At 29.2% G+C, this 3093-nt stretch carries 2 protein-coding genes; one reads left to right on the forward strand and one right to left on the reverse strand.

Annotated features, from left to right (window positions below):
• Positions 1–122: 122 nt before the first annotated feature.
• Positions 123–1520, reverse strand: a complete 1398-nt coding sequence (locus KKC53_03645) for a glucose-6-phosphate isomerase (GenBank protein ID MBU2598259.1) — start codon at positions 1518–1520, stop codon at positions 123–125.
• Between the two features lie 490 nt (positions 1521–2010).
• On the opposite strand from KKC53_03645, the gene KKC53_03650 reads away from it, so the two are divergent.
• Positions 2011–3093: PD-(D/E)XK nuclease family protein (locus KKC53_03650; GenBank protein MBU2598260.1), on the forward strand; the 1083-nt coding region annotated here is incomplete at its 3' end.

Consider the following 3093-nt stretch of genomic DNA (forward strand, 5'->3'; position numbering starts at 1 on the left):
AGAGACATCAATGCTGCCAGAAACATTCTCAAATTAGCCCTATCTACCGTAGGAACTACGGGAATTAACGCCTGTGGAGTTGAGAGGTTGCTCTCGACTATGAAGCAGGAAGCTTTACGTCTTCAGGTGTAGAGTGGTTCACATACATATATCTTTCCATCTTCTACTCCAGGTTGGTCTAAAGGATTGATATTTAGTAAAGCACCCATAAAAACAGTTTGAACTTCTATCATAAAAAGGAGTTGTCCAATAGTAAAAGCATTTATCTCAGGCAATTTTATCGTGTAATTTGGTCTATTGTTTTTAACCAGAGCATGTTCCGTACCCTGTTTCTCTAAGTTGATTAATTGATTAATGCTTTTTCCTCCCAAATATTCAAAGCTATTAAATTCTGGATATAATTTTGGTATATCAATCTGGCTATTATAATTTTCTACCTCAACAAAAACGATTACCTTATCATATTGTCCTTGAACATAAAGTTGTAATTGGGAATGTTGATCTGTGGTACCAAGAGCACTAACTGGGGTGAATCCAGTATTTACAACTTCGTTTTCTAAGGAGTATTTTTTTCCCAGGCTTTCAGCCCAGATTTGACTGAACCAATCAGCAATTCCAATCAGTGAATTTGAATAGGGCATAAAAACTGTGATATTTTTCTTATTTTTTACATATTCTAAATAAAGTAAAACTGCAGATTTATAAGCTGGATTTTTATCGAGTTCAAAAGAAGGATTTTTATCAAACTCAGATGATGAGCATAATTTATCCATATAAGCAGCACCTGAGAGAAGTTGATTAATATCTATTCCTGAAACTGCTGCTGAAAGTAGTCCTACTGGAGATAGCACTGAATATCTTCCACCAACATTTAGGGGTACTGAAAGTGAAATAATACTTTCTTCTTTAGCCAGTTTTCTCAGATCTCCTCTTTCTGGATCTGTAGTTATGATAATATGCTTTTTCCAATCATCTCCAACAGCACTTTTTAATAAATCCAAAAAGACTAAAAAATTCGCTATTGTTTCACTTGTACTTCCTGATTTGGTAATAACATTAAAAACTGTTTTTCTTAAATCTATAATATCAACAAGTTCCTTAATTAATTTAGGGTCAATATTATCTAAAAAGAAAATCCTTGGACAATCCTTTCTATCTTTTTTGGGTAATAGATTATAAAATTTGTGATTTAAAGCATTATGAAGGGCTATATTTCCCAAGGCTGATCCACCAATACCTAAGACTACAAAGTTATCAAATTTATTTTTAATATCTTCAGCAATATCTAAAATTTCAGAGACCTCTTTATCTTGATAAGGTAATTGATAAAAACCTAATTCACCACTTTTTCTACCTTCCAGCACTCTTTTATGAGCATTTGCTATTTTTTCTCTTATCTTATCTATATCACTATTTGAGACTCCATGTTCACTTCCAATTGAATCTTCCATAACATTCTTAAAATCAAGTTTTATCTCCATTTTCTTTTTCCAATTTTTATCTTTTTTAATCTGTTTCATTTAAAATCACCTCATATGAGATATAAATCTAAATATTTTTTAATTAGAGTAAATCTCTAACACTGGACATATTTTATTAAATTTCTTATTAAAAGAAATTTAATTTAGTGAATAGGAAATAATTTGTATAAGAAATATAAAAATACTTGTTTATTATATAATTTTTATAAGAATTTATAAATTTAATATTATTTTTTTATTGTTACTAAAACAAAATAACAATTTTTTATCCTTTATATGTATTATTAACGAGATAAGTTTACAGTTTAATAAAATCTTCTTCCCTTTTAAGAGGAATAATTAAAAAATGGATGTTAACCTAACTCGTTAATAATACAAAACATGATATAAATAATGAGATATGTTATCATTATTAAAAATTTTATTATTTTATATATCTAAATATTCTTGAATTACAGAAAAACCCACAAAAAGGCTTCCATACTTTAGGCAGGAGATGAATTGTGAAAGATTTATATAGGCAGTATTTATGTGTGAGGAGGGGATAAGAATAAAGAGGTTAAGTTATTCAGCAATTTCAACATATAGAGAGTGTCCACTGCAATATAAACTTATATATATTGATAAATTAAAGAGACTACCAAAACCGTATTTTTCATTTGGAAGATCACTTCATAAGGCAACAGAATATTTTTATTCTGGTATGTTTACAGCACCTCCATCTTTAAGTGATCTCTTAAAATATTATGAGAAAAATTGGGAATCAGAGGGATTTGAAAGTAAAGGGGATGAGCAAAAACATTTTGAATTAGGTAAAAAGATACTTAAAGAATTCTATGAAATAAATTCCAAGGATTATAAAATACCTATTGCTGTTGAGTATAACTTTAATATAGATTTGAATGGTGTAGTTTTAACTGGCATTATAGACAGGGTTGATAAGCTTCCTTCTGGAAATCTTGAAATTATCGATTATAAATCTGGAAAAAGGTTTCCCTCAATTAATGAATTAAATAAGGATCTCCAGTTATCAATTTATCACATTGCAGCAGAAAAAATATGGGGGATTCTTCCTGAGAAATTAACGATATATCATTTGAGGTCTAATACGACTTTCTCTACTCATATAAAACCTGACCAGATCAAAAAGACCATAGAAATAGTGTTTGATGTATTAAATGATATAGAGAAAAGAAAATTTGAAGCAAAAGAAAGTCCACTTTGTTCTTTTTGTGATTTTCCACAATATTGTCCAAACTTTGCTCATAAATATGAGATTGAAAAAACTCCTCAAATGATTCTTGGAGAGACTGATATACCAAAAGCCATTAAAGAATATGTTCAAACTAAGGAGAAAATAAAAGAACTTAGTGTTAAGGCAAATGAGATTGGGGATGCTATTATAAGATATTGTGAAGATAAAGGCTTTAGTAAAGTATTTGGTGAAGAATACTCTGTAACAGTTTCCAAAGTTAAGAAAAAGGGATATGAAGAAGATGAAGTGAAAAAACTATTAGAAGATGAAGACTTGTTACATAAAGTGCTCTCTTTTGATTCTAAGAAGATAAAAGATCTTCTTAAAGATCCAGATTTAAGTTATGAATTAAAGAGG

It is taken from the genome of Actinomycetota bacterium (genome assembly GCA_018830725.1).
In the GTDB taxonomy this organism is placed as follows: domain Bacteria; phylum Actinomycetota; class Humimicrobiia; order JAHJRV01; family JAHJRV01; genus JAHJRV01.

What these genes read in the sequence shown, in the direction of transcription:
- KKC53_03645 (MBU2598259.1), bottom strand. Translation starts at nt 1,520, where the DNA reads ATGAAACAGATTAAAAAAGATAAAAATTGGAAAAAGAAAATGGAGATA.